Annotated in this window: 22 protein-coding genes and 1 tRNA gene; 12 read left to right on the top strand and 11 right to left on the bottom strand. The window is 76.4% G+C overall.

Going from position 1 to position 25,481, the window contains the following annotated elements; all coding sequences use genetic code 11:
- The 5 genes from PYV61_RS04260 to PYV61_RS04240 all read right to left on the bottom strand — a co-directional run.
- The coding region (locus PYV61_RS04260; RefSeq protein WP_275828674.1) for a GrpB family protein at positions 1 to 475 on the bottom strand (475 nt) is incomplete at its 3' end.
- A gap of 77 nt (positions 476 to 552) precedes the next feature.
- Positions 553 to 3,546 carry an ATP-binding protein gene (locus PYV61_RS04255; protein WP_275828672.1) on the bottom strand — a complete coding sequence of 998 codons (2,994 nt, stop codon included), beginning with the start codon at positions 3,544 to 3,546 and terminating at the stop codon, positions 553 to 555.
- A gap of 89 nt (positions 3,547 to 3,635) precedes the next feature.
- Complete coding sequence (locus PYV61_RS04250) at positions 3,636 to 4,445, bottom strand: hypothetical protein (RefSeq protein ID WP_275828670.1); 810 nt, start codon at positions 4,443 to 4,445, stop codon at positions 3,636 to 3,638.
- 189 nt (positions 4,446 to 4,634) lie between these two features.
- A complete protein-coding gene (locus tag PYV61_RS04245; RefSeq protein ID WP_275828668.1) occupies positions 4,635 to 7,082 on the bottom strand; it encodes an ATP-binding protein in 2,448 nt (815 codons plus the stop codon).
- Between the two features lie 148 nt (positions 7,083 to 7,230).
- Positions 7,231 to 8,271: a zinc-dependent alcohol dehydrogenase family protein gene (locus tag PYV61_RS04240; protein ID WP_275828666.1), complete on the bottom strand. Its 1,041-nt coding sequence runs from the start codon at positions 8,269 to 8,271 to the stop codon at positions 7,231 to 7,233.
- Between the two features lie 268 nt (positions 8,272 to 8,539).
- Here PYV61_RS04240 and PYV61_RS04235 point away from each other — a divergent pair, with 268 nt between their 5' ends.
- The 11 genes from PYV61_RS04235 to PYV61_RS04185 all read left to right on the top strand — a co-directional run bounded on the left by PYV61_RS04235 (position 8,540) and on the right by PYV61_RS04185 (position 19,871).
- Positions 8,540 to 9,508 (top strand): GTP-binding protein, encoded by a 969-nt coding sequence (locus PYV61_RS04235; RefSeq protein ID WP_275828664.1) that lies wholly within the window; start codon positions 8,540 to 8,542, stop codon positions 9,506 to 9,508.
- Between the two features lie 206 nt (positions 9,509 to 9,714).
- Positions 9,715 to 10,521, top strand: a complete 807-nt coding sequence (locus PYV61_RS04230) for an AraC family transcriptional regulator (RefSeq protein WP_275828661.1) — start codon at positions 9,715 to 9,717, stop codon at positions 10,519 to 10,521.
- A gap of 71 nt (positions 10,522 to 10,592) precedes the next feature.
- Positions 10,593 to 11,258, top strand: a complete 666-nt coding sequence (locus PYV61_RS04225; protein ID WP_275828659.1) for a hypothetical protein — start codon at positions 10,593 to 10,595, stop codon at positions 11,256 to 11,258.
- Between the two features lie 23 nt (positions 11,259 to 11,281).
- A complete protein-coding gene (locus PYV61_RS04220) occupies positions 11,282 to 11,698 on the top strand; it encodes a hypothetical protein (RefSeq protein WP_275828657.1) in 417 nt (138 codons plus the stop codon).
- Positions 11,695 to 12,786, top strand: coding sequence for an NAD(P)-binding domain-containing protein (locus tag PYV61_RS04215; RefSeq protein WP_275828655.1), 1,092 nt, complete (start codon positions 11,695 to 11,697; stop codon positions 12,784 to 12,786). Before PYV61_RS04220 ends, PYV61_RS04215 begins: the two co-directional genes overlap by 4 nt.
- A gap of 50 nt (positions 12,787 to 12,836) precedes the next feature.
- Positions 12,837 to 13,661 (top strand): AraC family transcriptional regulator, encoded by an 825-nt coding sequence (locus PYV61_RS04210; RefSeq protein WP_275828653.1) that lies wholly within the window; start codon positions 12,837 to 12,839, stop codon positions 13,659 to 13,661.
- A gap of 111 nt (positions 13,662 to 13,772) precedes the next feature.
- On the top strand, positions 13,773 to 14,204 hold the full coding sequence (locus PYV61_RS04205) for a FixH family protein (RefSeq protein WP_275828651.1): 432 nt from the start codon (positions 13,773 to 13,775) through the stop codon (positions 14,202 to 14,204).
- An 8-nt stretch (positions 14,205 to 14,212) separates the two neighbouring features.
- On the top strand, positions 14,213 to 15,490 hold the full coding sequence (locus PYV61_RS04200) for a cytochrome c peroxidase (protein ID WP_275828649.1): 1,278 nt from the start codon (positions 14,213 to 14,215) through the stop codon (positions 15,488 to 15,490).
- 127 nt (positions 15,491 to 15,617) lie between these two features.
- Positions 15,618 to 18,431, top strand: coding sequence for a LuxR C-terminal-related transcriptional regulator (locus PYV61_RS04195; RefSeq protein ID WP_275828647.1), 2,814 nt, complete (start codon positions 15,618 to 15,620; stop codon positions 18,429 to 18,431).
- 130 nt (positions 18,432 to 18,561) lie between these two features.
- Positions 18,562 to 19,179: a hypothetical protein gene (locus tag PYV61_RS04190; protein WP_275828645.1), complete on the top strand. Its 618-nt coding sequence runs from the start codon at positions 18,562 to 18,564 to the stop codon at positions 19,177 to 19,179.
- Positions 19,176 to 19,871 (top strand): DUF2306 domain-containing protein, encoded by a 696-nt coding sequence (locus tag PYV61_RS04185; RefSeq protein ID WP_275828643.1) that lies wholly within the window; start codon positions 19,176 to 19,178, stop codon positions 19,869 to 19,871. The genes PYV61_RS04190 and PYV61_RS04185 overlap by 4 nt, the downstream gene beginning before the upstream one ends.
- Positions 19,872 to 20,122: 251 nt before the next feature.
- Here the strand turns inward: PYV61_RS04185 and PYV61_RS04180 are convergent.
- Positions 20,123 to 20,195 (bottom strand) — tRNA-Phe (locus PYV61_RS04180).
- Between the two features lie 394 nt (positions 20,196 to 20,589).
- Between PYV61_RS04180 and PYV61_RS04175 the strand changes: the two genes are divergently transcribed.
- The gene (locus PYV61_RS04175; protein WP_275828641.1) at positions 20,590 to 20,940 is read left to right on the top strand and encodes a hypothetical protein; all 351 of its coding nucleotides are present in this window, start codon (positions 20,590 to 20,592) and stop codon (positions 20,938 to 20,940) included.
- Here the strand turns inward: PYV61_RS04175 and queF are convergent.
- The 5 genes from queF to PYV61_RS04150 all read right to left on the bottom strand — a co-directional run.
- Positions 20,912 to 21,307, bottom strand: coding sequence for a preQ(1) synthase (queF, locus tag PYV61_RS04170; RefSeq protein WP_275828639.1), 396 nt, complete (start codon positions 21,305 to 21,307; stop codon positions 20,912 to 20,914). The genes PYV61_RS04175 and queF overlap by 29 nt on opposite strands.
- 125 nt (positions 21,308 to 21,432) lie before the next feature.
- Positions 21,433 to 22,365 (bottom strand): rhomboid family intramembrane serine protease, encoded by a 933-nt coding sequence (locus PYV61_RS04165; RefSeq protein WP_275828637.1) that lies wholly within the window; start codon positions 22,363 to 22,365, stop codon positions 21,433 to 21,435.
- A 134-nt stretch (positions 22,366 to 22,499) separates the two neighbouring features.
- A complete protein-coding gene (locus PYV61_RS04160; protein ID WP_275828635.1) occupies positions 22,500 to 23,537 on the bottom strand; it encodes a D-alanine--D-alanine ligase in 1,038 nt (345 codons plus the stop codon).
- Between the two features lie 109 nt (positions 23,538 to 23,646).
- Positions 23,647 to 25,086, bottom strand: a complete 1,440-nt coding sequence (locus PYV61_RS04155) for a pyridoxal-phosphate dependent enzyme (protein WP_275828633.1) — start codon at positions 25,084 to 25,086, stop codon at positions 23,647 to 23,649.
- The coding region (locus tag PYV61_RS04150; RefSeq protein ID WP_275828631.1) for an energy transducer TonB at positions 25,083 to 25,481 on the bottom strand (399 nt) is incomplete at its 5' end. The genes PYV61_RS04150 and PYV61_RS04155, both read right to left, overlap by 4 nt.

Raw genomic sequence — 25,481 nt, 5'->3', positions numbered from 1 at the left:
CCGCGTACTCGGCGGCCAGCGCGGGGTCGGCGCGCAGCGCGTCGCGGAAGCGGAGCATGCGCGCCCACGCCGCCCCGCCCGCGGGCACGGCGTGCAGCAGGTGCGTGCGCGGCTGCCCGCGCCCGAACACCTCGTGGCCGGGGACGCCGGCCCACGGCGCGTGCTCGTAGCCGAGCGGGGCGAGCGCGCGGGTCAGCGCGGCGACGTCGAGCGGCGCCGGCACGCCGGCGAGCAGGTCGAGGATCGGCTTCGCGGGGAGCCCCGGCACGCTCGTGCTGCCGCAGTGCGCGAGCGCGGCGCCGAACGGGGCCAGCGCCGGCGAGAGCCGCGCCGCCTCCTCGGCGTACAGGGCGGCCCAGCGGGGCGTCGGCTCGGCGAGCCGCACCTCGCCGCGCGCGAGCCCGAGCGACGGGTCGGCGGCGTCGCGGCCCGCGGGCGGTTGCGACGATCGCGGCGAACGCGGCGAGGGTGGCATGCAGGGAGCGGTGGGGCGCGGCGCGGCCCGACGTCCGGGTCCGGCGGGAGGGCGACGCGCGCGAGCAGGCGCGCGTGCTAGCGCGCGGCCGGCAGCGTGACGGTGAACGTGCTGCCGACCCCGGGGGCGCTCTCGACCGTGAGGTCGCCGCCCATCGCGCGCGCCAGCTCGCGGCTGATCGCGAGGCCGAGCCCGACCCCCTGCTGGCTCTCGTGCGTGCGGTGGCGGTCCACTTGCACGAACGGCTCGAAGATGCGCTCCAGCTGGTCGGGCGGGATGCCGCGCCCGGTGTCGCCCACGCGCACGCGGATCACGCCCGCCGCGCGGTCGGTCGCGCACGCGAGCGTCACGCGCCCGCCCGGCTCCGTGAACTTGACCGCGTTGCCGAGCAGGTTGAGCAGGACCTGGCGCAGCTTCTCCGGGTCGGCGCGCACGACGTGCGGGCGGTCGGGCGTGTCGGGCGCGCACGCGTCGTGGTCGAAGGCGATGCGCTTGGCCGCGAGCTGCGGGCCGATCAGCGTCTCGAGGTCGCCGATCACGTCCGCGAGCTCCACGTCCGCCAGCCGGTACTCGATCTGCCCGGCGTCGACGCGCGCGAAGTTGAGGATGTCGGTGACCAGCGACATCAGGTGCTGGTTCGCGCGCCGCACGCGCTCCAGGTCCTGCCGCTGGTCGTCCGTCAGCGGGCCGCGGATCCCCAGGGTGAGCAGGTCGAGGTACCCCCCGATGGCGTTGAGCGGCGTGCGCAGCTCGTGGCTCATCGTCGACAGGAACTGGCTCTTGGCCGCGTTCGCCGCCTCGGCCTGCCGCCGCGCCTCCTCCGAGACGCGGTGGAGCCGCGCGTTGTCCACCGCCAGCGCGGCGCGGCGCCCCAGCTCCAGGGCGAGCCGCACGTCGGCGTCGCCGTAGCGGCGCCCGGTCTCGGCGGCGATCAGCGTGAGCGCGCCGAGCGTGCGGCCGTGCGCCTCCAGCGGAACCACCATCGCCGAGCGCAGGCCGACGCTGCGGATCAGCGCGAGGTATTCCGGGTCCGCGATGCTGGCGGCGAGCATCGCGTCGGTGATCTCCGGCGTGACCTCGGGGCGCCCGGTGCGCAGGACGTTCGGCACCCCCGTGGTCGCGTCGGGGTGCGGCGGGAAGCGGCGGTGGATCTCCTCCGCCCAGCGCACCTTCTCCGGGTCGGCGTGCGCCACCGCGACGCGCGCGATGGCGCCGCCCTCGCCGAGCAGGTCGACCGCGCACCAGTCGGCGAGGCGCGGCACCACGAGCCGGGCCAGCGAGGCCAGCGTCGCCTCGTAGTCGAGCGACGACGCGAGGATCGACGTCGCCTCGCCCAGGTAGTGCGCCGACTCCTCGGCCTGCCGGCGCGCCGTGACGTCGCGCCACGAGGCCGCGAGCCCGCCGTCCGGCATCGGGTCGCAGCGGACCTCGGTCCACGTCGCGCCGCGCGGCGAGAACTCCTCGAACGTGGCGGGCGCGCGCGCCGCCGCCGCCCGGCGCATCGCCCGCTCGAACTCGGTGCCCAGCAGCTCGGGGTAGGCGTCCCACACGCGCGCGCCGAGCAGGTCGCGCTCGCCGGGCTCGCGCCCCGAGGCGCGGAAGACGGCGTGCGCCGGCGCGTTGATGTAGCGGAAGCGCCAGTCGGCGTCGTAGACCACGAACGGGTCGCTGATGCTCGCCAGGATCCCCGCCGTGTCGCGCGACGAGCGCTCCGCGGCGTCGCGCGCCCGCAGCGCGTCGGCGTGCAGGCGCGCGTTGTCGACCGCGGACGCGGCGCGGCGCGCCAGCTCCGTGGCCACCGGGAGGTCGTCGGGCCCGTAGCGGCGCCGCGAGCCGGCCGAGGCGAGCAGCATCGTGCCGATGACCGTCTCCCGCGCGACGAGCGGCACGCACAGCAGCGCCTCGGGGCCCAGCGCGCGCAGCAGCGCCAGGTGCTCGGCGCGGCCGGCGGCCGACGCGACGAGCTCCGCGTCCGTCACGGGCGAGAGCGTCTGCGGGGCCGCAGTGCGGATGGCGCGGGCGACGATCCCGTCCGACGTCAGCAGCGGCGGGAAGCGGCGCACCGCCGCGATCGCCGCCTCGCGCGCGGGGTCGACGTGCGCGCCGGCGACGCGCCGCATCCCGCCGGGCGCCGCGTCGTCCACGAGGTCGATGACGCAGTAGTCGGCGAGCGCCGGCACGGCCAGCCGCGCGACCGTGACGAGCGTGTGCTCGTAGTCGAGCGAGCCGGCCAGCGCGGCGCCCGCCTCGGCGAGCAGCCGCGTGCCTTCCTCGGCGCGCCGGGCGTCGGTGACGTCGGTGCAGATGCCGACGATGCGCTCGGGGGCGCCGTGGGCGTCGCGCACCAGCTGTCCGCGCGCGCTCAGCCAGCGCACCTCGCCGTCGGGGCGGATGATGCGGTACGTCAGCTCGTGCGGGTGCCCGGCGAGCGTCCGCTCCACCGCGGCCGACACCACGCCGCGGTCGTGCGGGTGGATGTCGGCCTCGTACGCCTCGGGGGTCCCGCCGAAGGCGCCCGGCGCGAGGCCGTGGATCCGCTCGAGCGTCTCCGACCAGCGCACGCGCCGCTCGGGGAGCACCCACTCCCAGGCGCCCATGCGCCCCGCCTCGAGCGCGAGGCGCAGCCGGGTCTCGCTGCCGCGCAGCGCCTCCTCGGCGTCCACGCGCGCGGTCAGGTCGAGGTGCACCAGCACCACCGCCGCCACGGCGCCGCCGTCGCGCAGCGGGTAGAGGTAGGCCTGCGTCCACGTGGACGTCGTCACCCCGAGGTCGGCCGCCGCCTCGTAGCGCACGGGGGGCAGCGTGACCGCCTCCCCGGCGAACGCGCGGCGGATGTCCGGCAGCAGCCCCTGGGCGGCGAGCTGCGGGTCCTCGAGGATGCTGTAGTCGGCCGGCAGGTCGGCCGCCCGCACCCCGAACAGCCGCTCGAACGCCGCGTTGGCGGCCCGCAGGCGCCCGGTCGCGTCGTAGACGACGGTGCTGAGCGGCGACTGCGCGAACAGGGCGTGCGAGAGCCCGTCGTGCGGCAGCGGGGACGGGGGCGGAGCGTCGGACGGCCTGGGCGGGTGCACGGCGGGAGAACGCGGGGGGCCCAACGCGGGATCCGTATTCTAATGCTCGCCGCATGCAGCAGCGGAGACCGTCCGCTTCCGCGCGCGGGTCACGCGGACGCGCGCGCGTGCGCCGCGCGGGAGAGCGCGGCGCGGGAGTCGGCGGCGCAGTCGCGACACAGGTCGTAGCGCGGGCGCGCGACGCCCGCCGGGCGTACGTGCGAGGCGGGGACGTCCTCGACCTCCCGCCAGTCGGGGCGTCCTCGCCCGCGCGCCGCCGCCGTCCGCACGCGCAGGCAGAGCGAGCACCGGCGCAGGGCGACGACGTCCGACGGCGCCCCGTCGGGCGCGGGCGCGGGCCTCGGGGCCCGATGCACGAGCGTCGAGTGCACCTCCAGCCGTCCGCGTCCCAACGCATGCACGCCCAGGTGCATCCAGCGCCGCTCGTCGGGCGCGTCGCAGCGGAACTGGAGCGTGAACGGGCGGCCCGTCCGCCGGACCCCCGCGTGCACGGCGGCGTAGACGCGTCGCGTCCGGGCGCCCTGGACGTGCGTCCAGAGCGACGTGCCGACGACGGCGTCGGCCAACGCGCCGGCCGCCCCCGCGGCCGCGGCCGCCCTCCAGGCGTCGTTCACCCGGATCACGACGTCGTCCGCATCCAGGCGATACGACACGATCGGCGGGCGAGGCTCGTGCGCCGCGGGCGACCCGGCGGCGCCCGCCTGGGCGGCGGCGACCCGCGCGAGCACGCGGTCCCACAGCCACTCCCCCTCGGGGCCGGGGTGGACGGCGTCGAGCGCCGGCAGGAGCCACCCGGCGAGCAGCGACCGCGCCTGCGGGGGCGCGTAGCCGCCGGCGTGCAGCACGCGCCCCACGGCCTCCGCGGCCACGCGGACGGCCCCGCCCCTCGGGTTCGGCACGCACGCCGTGTACGTCAGCGCGTCGAGCGCCGTCGCCAGGTCCGGCGGTATCCGTGTGGACCGACCGTCGTGCATTCGCCCTCCGGGTGGATCGCCGACCGACGTCGAGCGTCGGACGACCCGACGCGCGGAGGTGTACCGCAATCTGCGCGGCAGCCGGGTCGGCGCACAGCCGTCGCCTCGCCCCGATCAGGGGCCCGCGGTCGCCTTGGCGAAGCGGTAGGCGCGCAGCGACGTCGCGGTGCCCTGCTCCACGATGTGCCGCGCGACGGCCGTCGCGTACCGCAGCGCGGCGCGCGTGTCGTCCGGCGCGTCGGACGCCAGCGCGCCGAGCAGGACGCGCTCGATCTCCGCCTCGAGCATCGGGCCCTCGCGTTCCACGTCGGCCTCGGACCAGCCGAGGCGGTGGCGCTGCGCCCCGTGGAGCTCGGCCATCAGCCGCTGCACCTGGGCGCCGTCGCCGAGCAGCTCGGGCGCCTGCCCGTGGGTCTCGCCGATGATCATCAGCTGCGAGGCGAGCAGCCCCACCGTGGGCGTGGCGTGGTTGCGGAGCTGCACCGTCGGCAGGTCGCGCGCGCCGGGAAAGCGGCCGTCGGCCTGGAGGGCCGCCACGTAGCGCTCCGCCACCGTCTCCGCCTCGGCCGCCAGGCGGACGCCGAGGGCGTGCAGCACCGCGTAGGCCGTGGCCTCGAGCGGCCCCGCGTCGAACGCGCGCAGGATCGCCCCCATCCCGCGCGCCGGCGTGGAGGTCGGCGATGCGTCGGGCGGGCGGCGGGGGTCGTCGGCCGCCCCCCCGGGGGCGCGCTCGCCGGGGGCGCGCTCGCCGGGGGCGCTCGCGTCGGGGAGCCACAGCGTGAAGGTGGCGCCGGTGCCGGGCTGGCTGCGCAGCGTCACGTCGCCGCCCATCAGCCGCGCGAGTCGGCGGCTGATGGCGAGCCCCAGCCCGGTCCCGCCGTGCTCGCGGGTCAGCGCGCCGTCGCCCTGCACGAACGGCTCGAAGAGGCGCGCCAGGAGCTCGGGCGCGATCCCGGGGCCGGTGTCGGTGATCCGCACGAACGTCCACGCGCCCGACGGCGACGGCGCCGCCCCGGCCGTCCGCGTGCCGGGATCCGGCTCGGCGGCGCCGCCGCACGTGACGGTCACCTCGCCGCCGGGCGGGGTGAACTTGACCGCGTTCGCCAGCAGGTTCACGAGCACCTGCCGCACCCGGTGCTCGTCGCCGAGGTAGGGGACGCCCGGGTCGCCGGCGCCCAGGTCCAGGAGGCGCACGCCCTTCATCGTGGCCTGCGGCTGCACGACGGCCACGGCCGCCGCGACCACCGCCCCCGTGAGGAGCGCCTCGCTGCGGACGCGCAGGCGCTCGGCGTCCACCTTGGCCACGTCGAGGACGTCGTCGATGAGCCCCAGCAGGTGCCGCGCGCTCGCCTGCAGCCGCTCGAGGTGCGCGTGCTGGGCGGGCGTCGCCGGGCCGAGCACCCCCATGCCGAGCAGCTGCGCGTAGCCGAGGATCGCGTTGAGCGGCGTGCGGAACTCGTGGCTCATCGTCGCCAGGAACTCCGACTTCGTGCGCGCCGCCGACTCGGCGGCCGTCCGCGCGTGGCGCTCGGCGGCGTAGAGCCGGGCGTTGTCGACCGCCACCGCCGCCCAGCCGGCGACGCCGAGGACGAGGCGCTCCTCGCGCGGCGTGAACACGCCCGTCCGCTCGTGCCCGAAGAACAGCCCGCCGAGGATCTCCCCCGTGCGCGAGCGCACCGGCACGGCGAGGTAGCTCCGCACCGGCAGGTGCCCCTCGGGCATCCCGTGGTGCGGCGCGAGCTGCCCGTAGCGCGGGTCGCGGGTGATGTCGTCGCTCCGGACCACCCCCTCGCCGCGGAACGTCGGGCCGAACACCGGGGTCGAGCGCGGGTGGGGGAAGCCGGCGAAGTGCTCGCGCGGCACCCCCGCGAGGGCGTAGAGGGTGTAGGCGTCGCCGCCGCGCGCCGGGTCGACGACGTTGTAGAAGAACGCGCCGAACCGCGCGCCGGTGAGCGCGGTCGCCTCGTCGGTCACGAGCTGCACCACGCGCTCCAGCTCCAGCTCCGACGCCAGCGCGCTGCCGATGCGCTGGATGGTGGCGACGAGCGCGGTCTCGTCGCGCAGCGCCGCCTCGCGCAGCGCCTGCACCTCGTCGGCGTAGCGGCGGCGCTCGTGCAGCACCTGCTCGCCGCGGCGGCGGTGGATCTCCAGGAACGCGCGGACCTTGGCGCGCAGCACCTCGGGGTCGAGCGGCTTCGTGAGGTAGTCGACGGCGCCGAACTGGTAGCCGAGGGTGACGCGCCGGCGGTCGGCGTCGAGCGCGGTGATGAAGATGATCGGGACGTGCTCGGTCGCCCGCCGCGCGCGGATCAGGCGCGCGGTCTCGAGGCCGTCGGTGCCGGGCATCACGACGTCGAGCAGCACCACGGCGATGCCGCCGTCCTCCTGGAGGACGTGCCGCAGCGCCTCCTCGGCGCTCTCCGCGCGCAGCAGCCGCGCCCCCGATTCGGCGGCGATCGGCTCGAGGATCGCCTCGAGGGCGAGCAGGTTCTCCGGCCGGTCGTCGACGAGCAGGACGGCCGGGCCGCCGCCTGGTGTCGGGGCCGGGGAGGTGACGGTCATCACACCGACTATCGCAGGGCGCGCGCCGGACGGCCGGCGTCGGCGGTGGCGGCGGGCTGGGCCGTTGGCGCCTGTGTCGGCCCCGCATCGGTTCCGCGAACCGGGCGCCGGGCGGTTCCGTCGTGGAGCGACGCCGCGTGGCCCCGGCTCAGAACCTCGTCACCACGGTGGTGCCCGTGCCCTGGAACTCGTCCATGGACACCAGCGCGTCGATGGACTCCTCGAGGCTGATCTCCTTTCCGATGAGGAGCTCGGGCCTCAGCCTGCCGGACAGGATCATCGGCATCATCACGTCGTAGCGATGCGCCTGCATGCCGTGGCTGCCGAGGATCTCCAGCTCGTACGCCACGACGCGGCTCATCGGCATGGCGGGGGTGCTCTGGTCCCCCAGCAGCAGCCCGACCTGCACGTGCCGGCCGCGTCGCCGCAGGCCCAGGATGGAGTTGACGCAGGTCTCGGGATGGCCGAGCGCGTCCAGCGAGACGTGCGCGCCGCCGCCGGTCAGGTCGAGCAGCGCCTCCGGCACCCGGGCGACGGACCTGGCGTTGACGGTCGCCGCCGCGCCCAGTCGCCGGGCCAGCGCCAGCTTGTCGTCGGCGATGTCCACCGCGACGACGTTGGCGCCCAGCGCGCCCGCGATCATGATCGCCGCGAGACCCACGCCTCCGCAGCCGTGCACGGCCACCCACTGGCCCGCCGCGACCCGGCCCTGGTCCACCACGGCCCGGAACGACGTCACGAAGCGGCAGCCCAGGCTCGCCGCGGCCGCGGATCCGACGGCCTCCGGCAGCGCGACCAGGTTCAGGTCCGCGTGGTGGAGCGACACGTACTCGGCGAACGATCCCCAGTGCGTGAAGCCGGGTTGGAACTGGCGGTGACACACCTGCTGCTGGCCGGCGTGGCACTCGGGGCAGGACCCGCAGCCGCCGACGAACGGCACCGTCACGCGGTCGCCGACCTGCCATCGGGTGACGTCCCGACCGACGGCTTCGACGACGCCCGCCAGCTCGTGACCGGGCACGTGCGGCAGCCGGATGTCCGCGTCGTGGCCGACCCAGCCATGCCAGTCGCTGCGGCAGACGCCGGTCGCCTCGACCTTGAGCACGACGCCGTGCGATTCGGGCGACGGATCGGGGAGGGTGACCAGCGCGGGGCGTTCGTTGAACGCTTCGTAGAGGACGGCTCTCATCGTGTGTCCTGGTGACGGGGCGACACGCGGCTATCGCGTGAGCGCCGCGGCGGTGCGCGGCCCGACGGCCGCGCACGTCGGCGTCCCGTTGCGGCGGCCGGCGCTGTCGTGCGCAGCGCGCCCGCGGGGCGTGCGCTCGGTCATCCGCACCCTTCGCATCGCCGGTGTCGTGTCGCACCCCTCGCTTCCCGGGAGGAACTCTACGCCCCGGTCGCCCCGGCCGCACGGGACCCGATCACTCGACACGTCTCCCCGGGTACATTGACCGATGATCCCTCTCGTGCTCGTCGCCGGCTTCTTCGGCGCGGGGAAGACGCGGTTCCTCACGACGGCCCTCCCCGAGCTCGGGGCGCGCGGGCTGCGCGCGCAGGTGCTGCTCAACGACTTCGAGAGCGCGGAGATCGACGCCACGCGCCTCGCGACCCTGAACGCGCTCGTCACGCCCCTCTCGGGCGAGTGCGTCTGCTGCTCGTCGCTGGAGGAGCTGCTCACGGCGCTGGCGACGATGCCCGCCGTGCCGGGCTCCGTGACGCTGATCGAGGCCAACGGCGCGACCGAGACCGACGAGCTGCTGGGACGCCTCACGACCGACCACCGCCTGGGCGCGTACACGCTCCCCCTCCAGGTCACCGTCGTGGACGCGAAGCGGTGGCGGAAGCGGTGGTGGCACGGCGACCTCGAGGTCGGCCAGGCCCGCACCGCCACGCACGTGCACGTGAACTGGACGGAGCGCGTGCCCGCGGACCGACGCGCGGCCGTGGAGGCAGGGGTCCGCGCCGTCAACCCGGGCGCGACGTTCACGACGCCGGCCGCCTTCGCGGACGACCTGCAGCGGCTCGCCGCGGCCGGGGCGGGCCGACGGCCGCCGATGCCGACGCCGCGCCCGCACGGGCACGCGGGACACGGGCACGCGGGGCACGAGCACGCGCACCCGTTCGCGAGCTTCTCCGTCGGCCTCCCCGACGTCGTCGCGCGCGACGCGTTCGTCGCGTTCGTGCGCGGGCTGCCGCGCAGCGTGGTGCGCGCGAAGGGGCTGGTGCGGTTCGCGGACCGGCCGGGCGTCGCGTTCGTGTGGAACCGGGTCGACGGCCGGAAGGTCCTGACGCTCGATCCGTCGGCGGCGCTCGCGACGTCGCGTCCCACCGCGCTGTTCATCGGCGTCGGGATGCCCGTGGACGAGCTGTGCGCCGGCGTCGCCGCACTCGGCGCACTCGGCGCACTCGGCGCGCCGCCCTGAGCGCATCCGCCGGACCCTCCACCACGCGACGCGCCCGGCCGCGGGGGCCGGGCGTTCGGGGGGGCCAGGGAGGGAATCGAGCCCCCGACGCGGGGATTCTCGGGCCGCGCGACCGGGGCGGCGGCGGGTGGCGGCGGACGCGGGGCGGCCCTACCGTTGGGGCGCCGCCGCGGAGTCGGTCGGCACGCACTCGCACGGGAGGGCACATGGGCGCCACCGGCGTCGCGCGGCACGTGGGACACTTCGTGTCCTGGGACGGCGGCTGCCTCCTGATCGGCCGGGTCGCGCAGGCCATCCCCGTCCACGCGCACTACGCGATCCAGGTCGCCTTCGGCTCCGCGCCCGGCATCGGCTTCCGCGCGAGCGACGACGACGCGTGGGTCGAATACGACGGCGCGCTCATCCCGTCGCGCCAGCCGCACGCGATGGACGCCACGCGCGTGGCCCCGAGCGCCGTGCTGCTCGTCGAGCCCGAGACGCGCGAGGGGCACGCGCTCGCCGAGCGCCATCGCGGCGGCATCACCGCCCTCCCGGCCGCGGCGCTCGCCGGGGTCGGGCCCGCGCTGTTCGCGGCGTGGGAGGCGCAGCGGAGCGCGGACGCGGTCGCCGAGGCGGCGCGGCGCGTGGTCCGCGCCCTCGCGGGCGACGTCGCGCCGTCGGTCGTGTCGGACGAGCGGATCCTGCGCGCCGTGGCGTACGTGCAGGGCCACCTCGAAGCGCCGCTGTCGCTCGAGGCGGTGGCCGCCGAGGCGTGCCTGTCGCCGAGCCGCTTCCGGCACCTGTTCGTCGAGCAGACGGGGATGGGGCTGCGCCCCTACGTCCTCTGGCGCCGGTTCCTCCGCGTGTGGGAGCTGCTCGGCGCCGGCGGCTCGCTGTCGGCCGCGGCGCACGCGGCGGGGTTCGCGGACGCCGCGCACCTCTCGCGCACCTCGCGCAGCATGTTCGGCTTCCCGCCGTCCGCCATCCGGTTCGCGGCGCCGCTGCCGCCAGGTCAGCCGCTGCGTTCAAGCTGAGCGCCGGCGTCCGGCGGTAGCGTAGGCTCGCGCTCACGAGAGCGCGTGCCCCGCCACCCGAGGATGCCGCCATGCCCTTCGCCGTCCGCCACCGCAGCGACCCCACGCCGCCGATCGCCCCGCTGCCGGGCCTCGCCGTCGCGCGCGAGGAGTGCGCCGCCGCGATGGCGGCCCTGCAGGGGCGCACCGAGGAGGAGATGCGGCGCCGCTTCGACGCGGGGCACCGCGCCTACGTCGCGCGGCTCCACGACGCGCCGGCCGCGTGGGGGTGGGTCGCGACGCGCACCGCCGACATCGGGGAGCTCGGCTCGTCGTTCGCCGTCCCCGACGGCGAGCGGTACCTGTGGAACTTCGTCACCCTGCCGTCGCACCGCGGGCTCGGGATCTACCCGCGCCTCCTCGACGCCATCGTGCGCGGCGAGTCGCGCGGCGCGGCGGCCGCCGAGCGCTTCTGGATCGCGTACGCGCCGGAGAACCACGCGTCGGGCGCGGGGATCCGGAAGGCGGGCTTCGTCGCGCTGGCGGAGCTGTCGTTCGACGCCGCGGGCCGCGCCGCGCTCCGGGGGCTGACGCCGGGCGGCGGCCGCATCGCGTCGCGCGTGCTCGGGCTCCCGGAGGCCGCGGACCCGCTCGCCCAGTGCTGGCGCTGCGTCCGCGCGGGGCGCGGCGCCATGTCGTGCGCGCCGGACCGGTGCCGCTGCGACTACCAGCAGCCCGCGTCGGGCTGCGCGGCCTGACCCGTCACCCATCGGGGGATCCCATGCCCTGGATCGTCGGCGTCGTCCTGGCGCTCGCCGTCGCCGCCTACGCCGCGGCGCTGCGGCTCGACCGCGAGCGCGCGTTCCACACGGTCGTCCTGCTGGTGGTCGCGTCGTACTACGTCCTGTTCGCGGCGATCGGCGGCTCCGCCCGCACCGTCGTCGTCGAGACGGTGATCGCGGGCGGCTTCGTGCTCGCCGCGTCGGTGGGCTTCCGGCGCAGTCTCTGGCTCGTCGCGGCGGGCCTCGCCGCGCACGGCGTGCTCGATGTCTTCCACGCGCGCCTCGTCGAGAGCGCCGGCGTGCCCCCGTGGTGGCCGGGCTTCTGCGGCGGGTACGACCTGGCCGCGGCGGCCTGCCTGGCGGCGGCCCTGCTCCGCGCCGCGCCGACGTCCGCGCTCCGGGCGCGCGCCGCATGAGCGCCCCCGCGCCGGCCGTGCGCGTGCAGCGGTTCGACACCCTCGTCGTCGGCGGCGGCCAGGCCGGCCTCGCCGTCGGCCAGCAACTGGCCGCGCGCGACCTCGACTTCGTGATCCTCGACGCCGAGCGGCGCGTCGGCGACGCGTGGCGGCGGCGGTGGGACTCGCTGCGGCTGTTCACCCCCGCGGCGTACAGCGGGCTCCCCGGGATGCCCTTCCCCGCGCCGCCCGCGCACCTCCCCGACAAGGACGAGGTGGCCGACTACCTCGCGCGCTACGCCGAGCGCTTCGACCTGCCCGTGCGGTCGGAGACGCGCGTCGAGTCGCTCGCGCGGGAGGGGGACCGCTTCGTCGCGCGCGCGGGCGACGTGCGGTTCGAGGCCGAGCAGGTCGTCGTGGCGACGGGCCCGTTCCAGCGGCCGCGCGTCCCCGACCTCGCGGCGGCGCTCTCGCCCGGGATCCACCAGCTCCACTCCAGCCAGTACCGCAGCCCCTTCGACCTCCCCGACGGCCCGGCGCTGGTCGTCGGCGCGGGGAACTCCGGGGCGCAGATCGCGCTGGAGCTGGCGCGCTTCCGCAAGGTCTGGCTCGCGGGCCGCGACACCGGCCACCTCCCGCGGCGGCTCCTCGGGCGGGACCTCTTCGACTGGCTGTGGCCCGTCATGACGCGCGCCACCGCCGACACCGCGCTCGGCCGGCGGCTCCGCGCGCGTGCGGCGCGTGGCGGCGACGCGCTGATCGGGATCCCCGAGCGCCAGCTGCGCGAGGCGGGGGTCGTGCGCGTGGGCCGGGTGGCGGCGGAGCGCGGCGGGCTCCCCGTGTGCGGGGACGCGGCGCTCCAGCCGCGCGTCGTGGTGTGGTGCACCGGCTTCGCGCCCGACTACGCGTGGATCGACCTGCCGGTGCTCGACGCGCGGGGTGCTCCCCGCCACCGCCGCGGGGAGGCGGTCGACGCGCCCGGCCTCCACTTCGTCGGGCTGCGCTTCCAGCACCGCATGACGTCCTCGCTGCTCGGCGGGGTCGGGCGCGACGCCGCGCACGCCGCGGCGCGGGTGGCGGCGCGCGCGGAGGCCCTCGTGACGGCCTGACGACGCCCGCGCGGGATGGTAGAATGGGCCCGTCGACGAATGGGATCCCCATGACTGCCATCTCGAGCCAGTTCGTCTCCTGGGACGGGGGCTGCGTCTTCCTCAGCGGGCGCTCCCCGGGCGTGACGCCGATGCACGCCCACTACGCGATCCAGCTCGCGTTCGGCGTCGAGCCCGGGATCCGCTTCCGGCCGGGCGACGCCGAGCCGTGGACGGCCTACCGCGGCGTCGTCATCCCCTCGCGCCAGCCGCACACGATGGACGCCACCGGCGTGTCCGCGAGCGCGGTGCTGTTCGTGGAGCCCGAGACGCGCGAGGGGCGCGCCCTCGCCGAGCGCTTCGCGGGCGGCGGGATCGCGCCGCTTCCCGACGACGTGCTCGACGCGCTCGCGCCGTCGGTCTTCTCGGCGTGGCGCGACGCGCGGAGCGCCGGCGCCGTCGAGGACGCGGCCCGGCGGCTCGTCCACGCGCTCGCCGGCGGGGCCGCGCCGTCGGTGGTGTCGGACGAGCGCATCCTGCGCGCGGTCGCCTACATCAAGGCGCACCTCGACCGGCCGCTCGCGCTCGAGGAGGTCGCCGCCGAGGCGTGCCTGTCGCCGAGCCGGTTCCGGCACCTGTTCGTCGAGGAGACCGGCGTCGGGCTGCGGCCGTACGTGCTCTGGCGGCGCTTCCTGCGCGTCTGGGAGCTGCTGACGCGCGGCTCGTCGCTGTCGGCCGCCGCGCACGCCGCGGGGTTCGCCGACGCCGCGCACCTCTCGCGCACGTCGCGCACCATGTTCGGCTTCCCGCCGTCGGCGATGCAGATGGTCGGGCCGCTGGATGCTCACGCGCCGGCCGCGGCATCGGCAACTCAGCCCCTGCGTTCAACGGCGTAGCCGCTCCGTTCAAGTCCGCGCGACCCCGCCGGGAGCATCGTGGCGCCACGTCCTCCGCACGTCCGGAGACGTGGCGTCTCTCGTTCCCCCTCCCTCCCGCGAGGTCTTCCCGTGCGCTTCCGTGCCGTCACCGCGCTCGCCACCGCGTTCGCCGCCGCCGCGCTGCTCTCCGGCTGCATGCTGCTCGCCCGCCCCCCGAAGGACCTCGACTACTCGCGCACGCGGGCGAGCGAGGGCGGCCACTACCGCGCGACCATCCGCCCGCAGGGCGACTCGCTCCCGCAGGGGAGGCTGCACCGCTGGACGCTGCACCTGGAGACGGCGGCCGGGGCGCCCGTCGACAGCGCCGCCGTGACGGTCGACGGCGGGATGCCGCAGCACGGGCACGGGCTCCCCACCCAGCCGCGCGTCACGCGCGCGCTCGGCGGCGGCGACCACCTGGTCGAGGGGATGAAGTTCAACATGGGCGGCTGGTGGGTGGTGAAGTTCCGCGTGCGCGCGACCGACGGCGCGGACTCGCTGGTGTTCAACCTCAAGGTCTGAGGCGCCCCATGCGTCCCGCGCCCCTCGCCGCCTCGGCCGCCGCGGTCCTCGCCCTCGCCCTCGCGCTGACCTCCGCCGCCGCGTCCATCACGGGCGCGCGGTGGAGGGCGCAGGAGCGCGAGACGCTCCGCTCGCTCTCCCTCGCGTCGCTCGGCCCGCTCGCCCCCGACCCGTCGAACCGGGTCGCCGACGACGGCGCCGCCGCCGCGCTCGGCCACCGCCTGTTCTTCGACGCGCGCCTGAGCGGCACCGGCAAGGTGTCGTGCGCGACCTGCCACGTCCCGGGGAAGGACTTCCAGGACGGGGTGCCGCTCGCCGAGGGGGTGGCCCTGGCCGCGCGCCGCACGATGCCGGTCACGGGCACCGCGCACTCGCCGTGGCTCTTCTGGGACGGGCGCGCCGACAGCCAGTGGGCGCAGGCGCTCGGCCCGCTCGAGAGCGCGGTGGAGCACGGCGGCAGCCGGACGCAGTACGCGCACGCGGTGGCCGCGCACCACCGCGCGGAGTACGAGGCGGTGTTCGGCCCCCTGCCGCGCCTCGACGGGCTGCCGCGGCACGCGGGGCCGGTCGCGGACACCGCGTGGCGCGGGGCGTGGGACCGCATCCCCGCCTCGCGCCGGGACGAGATCAGCCGCGTCTACGCGAACATCGGCAAGGCCATCGCGGCCTACGAGCGGCGCATCGGCTTCTCGCCCTCGCGCTTCGACCGGTACGTCGAGGCGGAGCTCGCGGGGCGCCCACACACCGCCGCCTCGGCGCTCGACCGCGACGAGGAGGCGGGGCTGCGCCTGTTCATCGGCAGGGCGAGCTGCGTGAACTGCCACAACGGGCCGCGCCTCACGGACGACCACTTCCACAACACCGGCGTGCCGCTCCCCGCCACCTCGCTCCCGTTCGACAGCGGGCGCGCGGTCGGCGCGCGGCAGGCGGTGGCGGGGGAGTTCAGCTGCACGAGCCGCTACAGCGACGCGAAGCCCGACGAGTGCGACGAGCTGCGGTTCGCCGTCACCGAGGGCGAGGAGCTGGTGCGCGCCTACAAGACGCCGTCGCTGCGCGGGGTGGCGGAGCGGGCGCCGTACATGCACGCGGGTCAGCACGCCACGCTCGGCGAGGTGCTGGCGCACTACGACCGCGCGCCCACGGCGCCGGCCGGGCACAGCGAGCTGAAGCCGCTGCGGCTCTCGGCCGCGGAGCGCCGGCAGCTGGAGGCGTTCCTGCGCACCCTGTCCGCGCCCGTCGCCGCGCCGGCGGTGTTCCTGCGCGCCCCCGACGCGGCACCGCGGTGACTCGCGCGTCGGGGCGCGCGGACCGCGGGGCCCGCGGGGCCCGCGCACCCTCTGGCGGCGGCGGCCGGACTTCCACACCCTTCGGAGGCCGGTCCCGCCTCCGCCCCTCCCGCGTCGCCCGCCGACCGTGCCCCGCCCGCTCCCGTCCCGCCTCGCGGTGCTCCCCCGCGACCCGCCGGCGTACGCGCCCGGTGGGTCGCCGCCCGACGCGGGCACGGCGGCGGGGCTGCTCGAGACCAAGCTCCACGTCCCGCGGGCGCGGGGCGCGCTGGTCGCGCGCCCCCGGCTCGTCGAGCGGATCCGCGAGGGGCGCGAGTGCCGGCTCACGCTCGTCGTGGCGCCCGCGGGGTCCGGCAAGACCACGCTGCTCGCGAGCTGGCTCGCGGACCCGGTCGGCGCCGGGCGGCCGGTGGCATGGGTGTCGCTCGACGCGAGCGAGAACGAGCCCGCGCTGTTCTGGGAGTATGTGCTCGCGGCACTCCGGCGTGCCCACCCCGCGCTCGGCACGCGCGCTACCGCGCCGCTCCATGCGGTGCCGTCGGCGGTCGAGTCCGCGCTGACCGCGCTGATCAACGACGTGACGGCGCTCGACGAGGACTGCGTGCTGGTGCTCGACGACTACCACGTCGTCGAGGCGCCGCCGATCCACGACGCGCTGGCCTTCCTGCTCGACCACCTTCCGCAGCGGATGCGCGTGGTGATCGCGAGTCGCGCCGAGCCGCCGCTCCCCCTCGCGCGACTCCGGGCGCGCGGCGAGCTCGCGGAGCTGCGGACGGGCGACCTGCGGTTCACGCCCGACGAGACGGCCGCCTTCCTCAACGACGTCATGTCGCTCGGCCTGTCGGCGGCCGAGGCGGCGTCGCTGGAACGACGCACCGAGGGGTGGATCGCGGGGCTCAAGCTCGCCGCGCTCTCGATGCGCGGGCGCGAGGGCGGCCGCGAGGACGCGCGCGCGTTCGTCGACGCGTTCCCGGGTGACCACCGGTACGTCGCGGACTACCTCGTCGGCGAGGTGCTGGACGCCGAGCCGGCGCCCGTCCGGCGCTTCCTGCTCGACACCGCGATCCTGGAGCGCATGAGCGGGCCGCTGTGCGACGCCGTCGCGGGCGGATGTGGGTCGCAGGCGCTGCTGGAGGAGCTGGAGCGTCGCGGCCTGTTCGTGGTGGCGCTGGACGAGCGGCGCGAGTGGTACCGGTACCACCATCTGTTCGCCGACGTGCTGCGCGCGCGCGCGCTCGCGGACGATCCCGGGCGGGTGCGCGCCGCCCACGGCCGGGCGAGCGCGTGGCACGAGCGCGCCGGCGCGATCGCCGACGCGGTGCGCCACGCGCTCGGCGCGGAAGACACCGACCGCGCCGCCGCCCTGCTGGAGGCGACGTGGCCGGCGAAGAACCGCAGCCACGCGTCGGCCCGCTGGCTCGGGCTGGCCAGGACGCTGCCCGACGAGGTCGTGCGTGCCCGGCCCCTGCTCGGCATGGGCTACGCGTGGGCGCTGCTCAACAGCGGCGACCTGGCAGCCGCCGCGGCCGCGCTGCGCGCGGTGGAGGCCTGGTTGGCCGCCGCGCCCGCCGAGGACGCGGCGCGCGTGTCGTCGCTGACCAGGGAGCTCGCCGCGGCGCGCGTCTACCTCGCGCAGGCGCGCGGCGAGCTCCCCGGCACCGTGGAGCACGCGCAGCGCGCGCTGGAGCAGATGGCCGAGGGCGATCTCGCGGCGCGCGCGACGGGCACGGCGCTCCTCGCGCTGGCGCGATGGGCGCGCGGGGAGCTGGCGCTCGCCCATCGGACGTTCGCCGACGCGCTCGCCCTCATGGGGCGGAACGGCGATCAGCTCGACGTCGTCCGCGGGACGTTCGTGCTCGGCGACCTGCGCGCCGCGCAGGGCCGGCTGCGTGAGGCGGCGGGGTCCTACGAGGAGGGGCTGCGGCTCGGCGCCGAGCAGCCGCCGCACGCGGCGCCCGAGGTCGACGAGCTGCACCTCGGGCTGAGCGAGGTGCACCGCGAGTGGGGCGACCTCGACGCGGCGGCCGAGCACCTGCGGAGGGCGGCCGAGTCGGCCGAGCGCGCGGGGTACCGGGGCAAGCGGCAGCGCTGGTGCACGGCGATGGCCCGGCTCCGAGAGGCGCAGGGTGACGTGGACGCCGCGCTCGCCCTCCTCGGCGAGGCGGAGGCCCACGACGTCCGGGATCCGATCCCGCGCGTGCGCCCGATCGCGGCGATGCGGGCGCGCCTCGACGTCGCGCGCGGACGACTGGCCGAGGCGTCGGACTGGGCGCGCCAGCGTCGGCTCTCCGTCGAGGACGAACTCTCCTACGCGCGCGAGTACGAGCACGTGACGCTGGCGCGCGTGCTCGTGGCCCGGCACGCGTCGGGCGACGACGCGGGCGCGCTGCGCGACGCGGCGCGGCTGCTCGAGCGTCTGCTGGCGGCCGCGGAGGAGGGCGGGCGGACGGGGAGCGCGATCGAGATCCTGCTGCTGCAGTCGCTCGCGCGGCGGGCGCAGGGCGACCCGCGCGGCGCCACGCAGCCCCTGGCGCGCGCGCTGACCCAGGCCGAGCCCGAGGGCTTCCTGCGCGTGTTCGTCGACGAGGGCGGCCCGCTGCGCGAGCTGCTGCGGCAGGCGGTCGTGCGCGGCGTCGGCGGCTCGTACGCGGCGCGCGTGCTGGCGGCGTTCGAGACGGCCGCGCCTCCGGCCGCGACCCCACCGGCGCCTGCGGTGATTCCGCGCGGCGCGCGCGCCCCGGCCGCCGCGCAGGCGCTGACGGCGCGGGAGCTCGAAGTGCTGCGCCTCATCGCCGCCGGCCTGCGCAACCAGGAGATCGCGGACCGGATGGCCGTCGCGCCGGCGACGGTGAAGCGCCACGTGGCCAACGCCTACGGCAAGCTGGGCGCGCGGCACCGGACCGAGGCGCTGGCGCGGGCACGCGAGCTCCGGGTGCTGTAGCGACGGGCGGCCCGGCTGCACCCCCGTCTGCACCCCGGCCTGCACCTTTCGGCCGAGGCGACGGGTGCGGGGCGCCCGCAGCTTGGCTGACGTCAGGCACGTTCACGCCACGCCGCGCCCTGGAGACACCATGTCCACCCGCTCGCTCCTCGCCGCCGCCGCCCTCGGCGGCACCCTCGTGGCCCCGCGCCAGCTGTCGGCGCAGACCTCCGATTCGGTCCCGGAGACGCGCGGTCACCGGTCCAGTTGGGAGTTCCTCGTGCCGGGGGGCGCCGTCGTCCCCACCGGCGCCCAGCGCGCCGCGCTCGGGCGGGCCAACCTGACGGCGGTGCAGCTCTCGCGGGTCGTCGGTCCGGCGCTCGCCGTCACGGCGACCGTCGGGTGGGCGCGGAGCCGCGACGTCGCGTCGGCCGACGCGCCGAAGGTGGACGTGTTCACGTACGACCTGGGCGCCGAGGCGCGCGCGCCGCGCGTCGCCGTGGGTCGCGGGCTCACCCTCGCGCCGTTCGCGGGCGTCGGGGCGGGCGCGCGGAGCTACGACTACCGGAGCCTCGACCTGGACGCGACGCACGTCGTCGCCGCGTACGGCGCGGTCGGCGGCGAGTTGGGGCTGCGCCGCCTGCGCCTGCGGCTCGAGGCGCGCGACTACCTCACGGGCTTCCGGCCGCTCCGTGGTGGAGGGACCACGACCGCGCGCAACGACGTGGTCGTGATGGCGGGGCTGCGCTACGTGAGGCGCGGCGGATGAGCGCGCCCGTCCGCACCGCGACCGGCGCCGCCGCGCGGTGGGCCGAGTGGCGGATCCCCGCGCTGCTGGTGCTGCTGGGCCTCGTGCCGGCGGTGATGGGCACGGCGCGGCTCGCCGAGCTGGCGGGGGGCGGCGCGGTGACGCCGGAGAACGCGCGGTTCGTCGCCAAGCCGCTGCCGGTCGTGCTGCACGTCCTGGCGGCGGTGCCCTACAGCCTCCTCGGCGCGTTCCAGTTCGCCCCCGCGTTCCGGAGGCGTCATCGCGGGTGGCACCGCGCCGTGGGGCGGCTCCTCGTCCCGTGCGGGCTCGCCGCGGCGCTGACGGGGCTCTGGATGGCCCACTTCTACCCGTGGCCCGCGGGCGACGGGCACGGCGTGTACGTGGAGCGCCTCGTCTTCGGCGCGGCGATGCTCGCCTCGATGGTGCTCGCCGTCGACGCGATCCGCCGGCGCGACTTCGCGGCGCACGGCGCGTGGATGACGCGCGCGTACGCGATCGGTCTGGGCGCGGGGACGCAGGTGCTGACGCACCTTCCCTGGTTCCTGTTCGCCGACGGCTGGCCGGGCGAGATCGCGCGGGCCGTGATGATGGGCGCCGCGTGGGTGATCAACGTCGCGGTGGCCGAGTGGGCGATTCGGCGGGGCTCGCAGCGCAGGCCGTCGCCGGTGGCGATCGCGTTCGCGCGCTCCTGAAGAGGTCGAGCGTGGGACGTGGCGGGTTCGCGCACTCGCGCCCGCACCCCCCGATCGGAGGACCGTGGCTCGGCTGATTCCCCTCGTACGGGCCAGCCTCGAGGAGTCGCGTTGCCGATGCGGACGCACGCTCCGCCGGAGAGCCGCGGGCCGAAGGCACTGCGCACCGAGGAGCGACGATGCGCACGATGCACCTGCATCGGACCCTCCATCACGCGAAACGCCCGGCCGCGGGGGCCGGGCGTTCGGAGTGGCCAGGGAGGGAATCGAACCCCCGACACGGGGATTTTCAGTCCCCTGCTCTACCAACTGAGCTACCTGGCCGTCGTCCCCCGTCCTGCGGGGGACCGGGAATGTATCGGCCCCCGCCGCGCGACGAAACCCCTGACCCCGCCCGCGCTTAGCTTCCCGGGGTGCCCGCCCCCGACCGACGCCCCGCCCTCGACGCCGCGCTCCGCCCGTTCGCCCTCGGCACCCACGCCCCGGCCGGGGAGGACGGCCCGCCGCTGACCGAGCGGCGCCTCGCCGCCGTCGCCCGCGACGCCGCCGCCGCGCTCCTCCCCCTGCTCGGCGACCCGCCGCCGTCGGCGCACCGCGTGCGGCGGCTGCTCCGCCCCGTCCTCACCTGCACGTGGGCCGAGTTCGAGGCGACCTACGCCCGCACGCTCGACTCGCTGCGCGCGCTGCCGCCGGCGCACCCCGAGGTCGAGGACCCGGCGTGGGACGCCCACCTCGCCGCCCGCCCGTCGGCGCGACCGGCGCGCCGGGCGAGGGGACGCGCACCACCGGCCCGGCCGGCACCGAGGGGTGGGTCGTGGCGCTCGGCGCGCGCGCGGTGCTCGTCACCGGCGACGGGCGCAGCGTGCGCGCCAACGTCCGCTGCCACTGCGACGCCGAGGCGCGCGCCGCGCGCCCCGAGGTCCCGTTCGAGGTCGTGCACCTCCGCCGCGACGGCGCGGTGCTCGACGTGGCCGTCGGCACCGCCTGCGGCAGCTGCCGCGGCGCGATCGCCGACGCCGCGGGCGTCCCGCTCGGCGACGTCAGCGACGCGCCGAGTGGCGCGCGGTGATGAGCGACTTGATCCCGCCGCGCACGTTGAAGTCGCCGACCACCTCGACCTCCTTCGGCTCGACCGCCGCCACGAAGTCGTCGAGGATCCGGTTCACCGCGCGCTCGTAGAAGATCCCGTCGTTGCGGAAGCTCCAGAAGTAGAGCTTCAGGCTCTTGAGCTCCACGCACTTCGCGCCCGGGACGTACGTGATCCGGATCGTCGCGAAGTCGGGCGCCCCGCCCTCCAGCGCGTGCAGGTCCGTCGCGTCCCCCTCGATCCCGCCCAGCGGGCAGAGCGAGGTGAACTCCGGGCACTCCATGTGGATGGTGTAGTCCCGGTCGGCGTACGGGTTCGGGAAGGTCTCGAGGAGCTGGGGCTTGGGCATGGGAGGGCGTGATACTGCGGGAGTCGCAAGAGCGGGAGTCGAAAACGCGGGAGTCGTGACCGCGCGCCGAAAGCTACGCAGTCACGACTCCCGCAGTGACGACTCCCGTGGTTCCGACTCCCGCCCTACCCGTCCCGGAGCTTGCGCGACGTCTCCTCGAGGAGCCTCCGCTCTTCGGACGAGAGACTCTCGATCCCCTGCGACGAGATCTTGTCCAGCACCAGGTCGAGCGCCGCGGCGCGGGCCGCCGACGCGGGGACGGGGGCGGGGCGGGCGGGGGCGGCGGGGCGGGCGGGCTGCGGCTTGGCCGTCACGGCCTTGCTCTTCTCCACCACCTCGTCGCTCTCGCTCCCCCGCTCGCGCGGGCGCGGGAACGACTTGGGGACCGCGCGCGGCGGCTCGTCCCCGACGTCCGGGGCGGCGGCGACGCGCTGGCGCACCCGCTCGACGCTCGGGCCCGTGGGGCGCAGGAACCAGAGGGCGCCGAACGCCACGCCCCCGACGTGCGCCAGGTAGGCGACCCCGCCCCCCTCGCCGCCGGCGGCCGACAGCATGCCCAGGGCGACGTTGACCGCCACGAGCCCCCAGACCATGTGCTTCACCTTCATCGGCACGACGCCGAAGAAGAGCACCTCCTCGTCCGGCCAGCGGCGGGCGTAGGCGTACATCAGCCCGAAGATCGCCCCCGAGGCGCCGACCAGGAGCCCGCCGCGCACCAGCAGCGCGTGGGCGACGAGGGCGCCCAGCCCGCACCAGAAGTAGTAGCGCACCAGCGTCCCGGCCGACCACACGCGCTCCAGCCGCGGCCCGAACAGCCACAGCGAGTACATGTTGAACGCCAGGTGCCAGAACCCGGCGTGCACGAACGGGTAGGTGGCCGCCGTCCACAGCCGCCCCGGCTCCAGCTCGTCCGCTCGGAACCCGAGGGTCAGCGGCAGGTCCTGCTGGAGCGTGAGCTGGACGAACGCGACCGCGACGTTGATCGCGATCAGCCACAGCACGGCCGGGGTCATCCGCGGCGCGGCCGGGTCGTCGGGCGGGACGTAGGAGATGGACACGGCCAGGGCGGCGAACGACGGCGAGGCGACGGCAATACGAGACCCCGACCGGGAGCGGGGGTTCCGGACGGGCGGAGCCGCCTACACTGCACTCCCGGTGCCGCGTGCGGGCGCGCGCTGCGGCGCGTGTCGGGTCACGCGCGCGCCGCCAGCGCCACGATGCGCTCGCAGAGCTCCGGGAACAAGAGCCCCGCCGCCGCCGCGGCCTGCGGGATCAGACTCAGCCGGGTCATCCCGGGCAACGTGTTCGCCTCCAGGCAGTAGATGTTGCCCAGCTCGTCCATGCGGAAGTCGATCCGCGCGCACCCCCGGAGCTTCAGCGCCCGGAACGCCCGCAGCGCCTGCTCCTCCAGCCGCGCCCGCGCCGAGTCCCCCAGCTCCGCCACCTTCTCCTCGGCCATCCCCGGCGTGTACTTCGCCTCGTAGTCGTAGATCTCGTTCTTGGGGATGATCTCGAGCACCGGGAGCGCCTGGTCCCCCAGCACCCCGACCGTCAGCTCCCGCCCCGCCACGAACTGCTCGACCATCACCTCGTCGTCGTAGCGGAAGGCCAGCGTCAGCGCGTCGTCGAGCTGCCCGATCTCCTTCACGACCGTCAGCCCGACCGTCGACCCCTGCTTCGACGGCTTCACCACCACCGGCAGCCCCAGCGTCCGCTCGACCTCCTCGGCGAAGTGGGCGCGCGACTTGGGGGTGGTCCCGTCGGGGTGCGGCGCCATCAGCCAGTCGGCCGTCCCGACGTCGGCGGCGCGGAACAGCACCTTCGACAGGTGCTTGTCCATCGCCAGCGCGCTCCCCAGGTGCCCGCTCCCGGTGTAGCGGATCCCGCCCAGGTCGAACAGCGCCTGCACCGTCCCGTCCTCCCCCTGCCCGCCGTGCAGCGCCAGGAAGACGACGTCGGCCCCCGTCACCTCGGGGAGCTGCGCCAGCGCCGGCGCGATCGACCCGCCGCCCCCGCCCAGCTTCCCCAGCTGCTCCAGCGACGGCGGCGTCGACCCGACCCCCGCGGCCAGGTGCGCCTGCTCCCGCTCGCGCGTCAGCGCCCCCTCGGCGGGGTCGACGCAGGTGACCGCGTGCCCCTTCGTGCGCAGCGCCTCGGCGATGCGGAGGCCGGAGGCGAGCGAGACGTCGCGCTCGGCGGAGTAGCCGCCGAGGAGAACGGTGATGTTCAAACCGAATGACCTCCGCTCGACGCTCGTCGCTCGACGCTGCCGCCGTCCCCCGGGACGGACCGCGCGTCGAGCGTCGAGCGTCGAGCGTCGAGAAGGGTTGTGCTCGTGGTTAGCGCTGCATCAGGAACTGCAGCATGTCCGACCGGGTCACGATCCCCGCGACCCGCCCGCCCTCCTGCACGAGCAGGGCCGGCGTCGTCTTGCTCAGGAGCTTCGTCACCGTCTCCACCGCCTCGCCGGCGGCCACGGTCGGGAAGGGCTCGTCCATCACCTCGCCCACCGTCGCGTCGAGGAAGCGCGTGCTCTCGAGGCCGCGCGTCGTCAGGTGGTACTCGGTCACGCTCCCCACGCACCGCTCGCCGTCCATCACCGGCAGCTGCGACACGTCGTGCAGCCGCATGAGGCCGAGCGCCTGGCGCACCAGCGCGCCGGGGGCGGTGGCGACCACCTGCGGCGGCGCGCCGTCGCGCGCGCTCTCCGCCTTCGCCGCCAGCAGCTGCGCCAGCGTCACGCGCTCGGCGTCGAGCAGCTGGTTCTCGCGCATCCACTCGTCGTTGTAGAGCTTCGAGAGGTAGCGCTCCCCCGTGTCGCACAGGAACGTCACGACGTACGCGTTGGGGTCGTCGAGGCGCCGCGCGAGCTGCATCGCGACGTGCGTGATGAGCCCCGCCGAGCCGCCGACGAACAGCCCCTCCTCGCGCGTCAGGCGGCGCGCCATCGCGAACGCGTCCTTGTCGCTCACCGTCTGGTAGTCGTCCACCACCGACAGGTCGAGCGTCGACGGCAGCTTGTCCTGCCCGATCCCCTCGACCTTGTACGGCGCGCCGACCGGCTTGTCCGTGGTCCCCCGCCCGCGGCTCTGCCGCCACAGCTCGGCGAGGATCGACCCCGTCGGGTCGCCGCAGACGATCTGGATGTCGGGGTTCTTCTCCTTCAGGTAGCGCCCGACGCCGGTGACCGTCCCGCCCGTCCCCGCCGACGCCACGAAGTGCGTGATGCGCCCCTCCGTCTGCTCCCACAGCTCGGGCCCCGTCGTCGCGTAGTGCGCGTCGGGGTTCGCCTGGTTGTAGAACTGGTTGGCGAGGATCGCGTTCGGCGTCGCCTCCGCGATGCGCTTCGCCCACATCACGTAGTTGTCCGGGTGGTCGGGCGCGACCGCGGTCGGCGTGACGATCACCTCGGCGCCGAACGCCTTCAGCAGGCGCACCTTCTCCTGCGACATCTTGTCCGGCATCGTGAAGATGCACTTGTAGCCCTTCATCGCCGCCGCGATGGCGAGGCCGACGCCGGTGTTGCCGCTCGTCCCCTCGACGATCGTGCCGCCCGGCTTGAGCAGCCCCGCGCGCTCGGCGGCCTCGATGATCGGCATCCCGATGCGGTCCTTCACCGACCCGCCCGGGTTGAAGATGTCGGCCTTCCCGTAGACCGGCGTGCGCACGCCGCGCCCCAGCCGGTGCAGCCGGATCAGCGGCGTCCACCCGATCGTGTCGAGGACGGAGTCGTAGGGGCGCGCGTTGCGGACGGCGACCTCGGGGGCGGGAGCGGTCATGGGCGGGGGCGGAGCACGGAGTCCCCCGGCAGCGGCGCGCCGTCGGGGTGACGGAAGTAGACGGGGAAGAGGATCGCCGCGCCGGCCGCCTTGCCGTCCCGCACCGCGGGGCGGAAGCGCAGCTTCTCCGACCCGGCGACGGCGCTCGAGTCGAGCGCGGGGTACCCGGACGGCTCGGCGACGTGCGTCGATTCGGGGAGCACCTGCCCCGCCGAGTCCACCCAGAGGCGCAGCGTCACGTTCCCCTGGACCTTCCGCGCGTAGAGCGCGGCCGGGTAGCGGAACGGGGGCTCGGGGTTGGTCATCCGCGGCGGGCCGTCCTCGGCGGGCGCGGCCGCGGCGGTCGGGGTGGGGGCGGCCACGGCCGCGGCCGGCGTCGGGGCGGCGCCCGCGCC

This window comes from Roseisolibacter sp. H3M3-2, assembly GCF_029211165.1.
GTDB lineage: Bacteria > Gemmatimonadota > Gemmatimonadetes > Gemmatimonadales > Gemmatimonadaceae > Roseisolibacter.
Note: the sequence above shows the minus strand (reverse complement) of the source record. Positions and strands in the feature narration are given on the sequence as shown.

Bases quoted from the DNA above. Each gene is read 5' to 3' on its own strand.
- PYV61_RS04245 (WP_275828668.1), bottom strand. From the start codon at position 7,082: ATGACCGTCACCTCCCCGGCCCCGACACCAGGCGGCGGCCCGGCCGTC.
- PYV61_RS04240 (WP_275828666.1), bottom strand. From the start codon at position 8,271: ATGAGAGCCGTCCTCTACGAAGCGTTCAACGAACGCCCCGCGCTGGTC.
- PYV61_RS04235 (WP_275828664.1), top strand. From the start codon at position 8,540: ATGATCCCTCTCGTGCTCGTCGCCGGCTTCTTCGGCGCGGGGAAGACG.
- PYV61_RS04230 (WP_275828661.1), top strand. From the start codon at position 9,715: ATGGGCGCCACCGGCGTCGCGCGGCACGTGGGACACTTCGTGTCCTGG.
- PYV61_RS04225 (WP_275828659.1), top strand. From the start codon at position 10,593: ATGCCCTTCGCCGTCCGCCACCGCAGCGACCCCACGCCGCCGATCGCC.
- PYV61_RS04220 (WP_275828657.1), top strand. From the start codon at position 11,282: ATGCCCTGGATCGTCGGCGTCGTCCTGGCGCTCGCCGTCGCCGCCTAC.
- PYV61_RS04215 (WP_275828655.1), top strand. From the start codon at position 11,695: ATGAGCGCCCCCGCGCCGGCCGTGCGCGTGCAGCGGTTCGACACCCTC.
- PYV61_RS04210 (WP_275828653.1), top strand. From the start codon at position 12,837: ATGACTGCCATCTCGAGCCAGTTCGTCTCCTGGGACGGGGGCTGCGTC.
- PYV61_RS04200 (WP_275828649.1), top strand. From the start codon at position 14,213: ATGCGTCCCGCGCCCCTCGCCGCCTCGGCCGCCGCGGTCCTCGCCCTC.
- PYV61_RS04190 (WP_275828645.1), top strand. From the start codon at position 18,562: ATGTCCACCCGCTCGCTCCTCGCCGCCGCCGCCCTCGGCGGCACCCTC.
- PYV61_RS04185 (WP_275828643.1), top strand. From the start codon at position 19,176: ATGAGCGCGCCCGTCCGCACCGCGACCGGCGCCGCCGCGCGGTGGGCC.
- queF (WP_275828639.1), bottom strand. From the start codon at position 21,307: ATGCCCAAGCCCCAGCTCCTCGAGACCTTCCCGAACCCGTACGCCGAC.
- PYV61_RS04155 (WP_275828633.1), bottom strand. From the start codon at position 25,086: ATGACCGCTCCCGCCCCCGAGGTCGCCGTCCGCAACGCGCGCCCCTAC.